Source organism: Vibrio sp. 99-70-13A1, from assembly GCF_013114625.1.
Taxonomy (GTDB): Bacteria; Pseudomonadota; Gammaproteobacteria; order Enterobacterales; family Vibrionaceae; genus Vibrio.
On the sequence record NZ_VTXD01000075.1, the window covers coordinates 1 to 2,817 of the forward strand.

Annotated in this window: 3 protein-coding genes; all 3 read right to left on the minus strand. The window is 32.0% G+C overall.

The window, feature by feature from the left end:
- Positions 1 to 1,069 (minus strand): glycosyltransferase (locus F0226_RS22095; protein WP_171737646.1); only part of this gene is annotated, 1,069 nt, incomplete at its 3' end.
- Positions 1,069 to 2,256 carry a hypothetical protein gene (locus F0226_RS22100; protein WP_171737647.1) on the minus strand — a complete coding sequence of 396 codons (1,188 nt, stop codon included), beginning with the start codon at positions 2,254 to 2,256 and terminating at the stop codon, positions 1,069 to 1,071. The genes F0226_RS22100 and F0226_RS22095, both read right to left, overlap by 1 nt.
- A complete protein-coding gene (locus tag F0226_RS22105) occupies positions 2,249 to 2,755 on the minus strand; it encodes an acyltransferase (RefSeq protein WP_171737648.1) in 507 nt (168 codons plus the stop codon). The genes F0226_RS22100 and F0226_RS22105 overlap by 8 nt, the downstream gene beginning before the upstream one ends.
- Between the last annotated feature and the right edge of the window lie 62 nt (positions 2,756 to 2,817).

Consider the following 2,817-nt stretch of genomic DNA (forward strand, 5'->3'; position numbering starts at 1 on the left):
AGATGTGTATAAGAGACAGCTTATATAGCTTTTCATTTTTTATTTTTATTAGAACAGATGTGATACCACTTTCTCCCAACTTCATAATTGGAAATCCATAATTATCATCTTTAATAATTTGTGTTATTGCAGTGTTCGAAATACTCGAATCAAAGCCAATAACTTTTGTGCCACAGCAAAGAGATTCAATCAAAACCTGACCAAAACCTTCATAATATGTTGGTAGTATTGTAAAATCAGCCTGACTATACAGTTTACTTAGTTCATCTTTAATTTTGGTACCTAAAAAGATAATATTATCATCTTGATATCGAGATTTTAATTCGGTTTCTAATGTTCCAGAACCAACTATATAAAGTCGACAATTAGAATCGCAATTACTTTCAAACGCTGTTAACAACAATTCAACATTCTTACCAGGTTCAAGTCTGCCAACGTATAAAAACTTTACTTTTCCATCACTTTCAAATTTTTGTTCAAATTTAAAAACACTATGATCAACACCAGGCTCTGATATAAAAGCATTCTTTTTATATTTCTTTAGAAACTGATGTTTTATATTCTGGCTAAATGTACACACAGTAACATTTTCATTAGTTACCACTTTGCATTCATAGAACCTATGTATCTTTGATACTATTTGATATTTTAAATATAAAAGAGGCTTGTCTCTAAACCTAATATCGTTCAAAACCCCTTTATAAAAATCTTCCATGACTGCAGGAGGGATATATACATGATTTTTAAAATTAAGTATTACTCCAGCAAAAGCAAATAAAGGGTGGCGGCTTATAAAAAATAAATCATTGCTAAAGTTCCTATTAAGATATAACACAGCGTATAATAAAGATGCTATTTCTCCGGAAAGTAAGCATTTTAATAAATTATATACACCGGCTCTTTCAATAAAATGATGTTTTTCCTTTATGCTGCATATTTCTGGCTTCGAGAAAGAGACCGTTTCACAGTCTATCCCCATATCACTTAGAGATGATGTGATGTTTTTAATACTATTTTCTATCCCACCAATACCAGGATAAAACATCGAGGAGATTAAAATTTTATTCATCATTTACTCCCTAATATACCTTTCACAAACTTCATCAATTGAAATCTAAAGAAAGTTGTTGCATGGTTTTCTTTACCACTGAATTCGTTTTCTTCAATCCTTTTATAGCAAGCTATAATTGATTCATATTCTGAATCATCCAGCATATTAGGACTGTGGGTTTTTAACTTTGAAATCGATGCAATGACCCAAGCGTCAGACCTAGGGTAAAAGTTACGATCAAGTGGAGTACCTTCATTATTTAAAACAGGATAAAAGTAATCACTTTCAAACGCCTTATCCATAATCCAATTTTTAATGTCAAAAGCTGCATTACTATATTTATCATTACCATAGTATTCAAATGCATCTAAAAATGCGGCTATACATGATGAATAACCCCATAAATGAACTTGATTGTCAAACTGGTTATTATTCAAATATGGTATAACAACTCCACTTTCATATAGAGTGTATATTGTTTGCCAAAATCCTTCACATATTTTTAATGCCGTTTCATCACCAGTATACTTATACGACAAGTAGTGCATTTCTGCCTGCTGTGCTAAGTGATAAAAATCAACTTTCTCTCGGTCTTCAGGTAAAGTATTTTCATGTGGATCATTATATCTAATATACCCACCCAAATTATTAAACTCTAACTTATCGAATAAATAGCGGTTGAGCCTTTCTGATAAACTATATAACCTGTTATCATTAGTAATTTTAGCCCACATTGCTATTGAAGCTAGAGCAAATGATGTACCATTATACACAGCTATATCACGTGTACTGTATGGACCATAAGGAATATAACTTCTATCTTTATCTACCTTTTCTTCATTACTAACAATCCAATTAATCCCTTTATCAATAGCTTTTTTTGTTTGTGTATCTTGCGTTATTTCGAATGCTCGTATTAAAGCTACAACTGATAATGTTTCTGGTGCTGTTGACTCACCTTTACGATGATAGTACCCAAAATAGAAATCATAGCCGATATCAAAACCACCATCCTTTCTTTGAATAGATATTAAGTTATCAACACAAATATTAATTCTTTTTAGGTTATCATCACTTTTATCGCTATGGTAAATATTAATTGCAAACATTAATACTTCATAAAGAGTTTGTGAGCAATTCTTTACATAAATTACTGGGAAAGTTTTTTTATAAATTTCTTTTGCAATTTTTCTTATTTTAAACATCTTTCTTTACCGTGCAGGGAATACCTGCTGCTAAAACATTTACTGGAATATCATGGGTTACTACTGAATTAGCCCCAATCAAACTTCCATCTCCTATTGTTACACCAGCAACTACGGTGACTTTAGCAGCTAGCCAAACTCCATAGCCGACCCTAACTTTCCCTTGCTCGCCTTGAGCAAATCTGAAGCTCCCTCTCTCCTTACCGTGATTCCCAGCTACGATTGTTACATAAGGACCAAGCATAACCTGATCACTGAATTCAACGCCTTCACGAAGACCATGAATCCAAGAACCATAGCCTATATATACGTCATCGCCAATTTCAATATTACGTAAACCTTGTAATTGAACGTTTCTATCAACCTGAAAATTCTTACCTATTTTTTTACAAAAAGGGCGATAAATCCATCCTCTAATTCGGTGGCAACGAGGAGTTTGAGGTAATATATCACAAAGTGTAGCGTAAATTTTAATTAATATTTCTATTATGTTCCACATATATTTTCTTCTTTAAATTAATTATAAAAATAAGCATCATAACTGTCTCTTATACACATCTG

Coding starts and splice junctions, on each gene's coding strand:
- F0226_RS22100 (WP_171737647.1), bottom strand. CDS start 2,256: ATGTTTAAAATAAGAAAAATTGCAAAAGAAATTTATAAAAAAACTTTC.
- F0226_RS22105 (WP_171737648.1), bottom strand. CDS start 2,755: ATGTGGAACATAATAGAAATATTAATTAAAATTTACGCTACACTTTGT.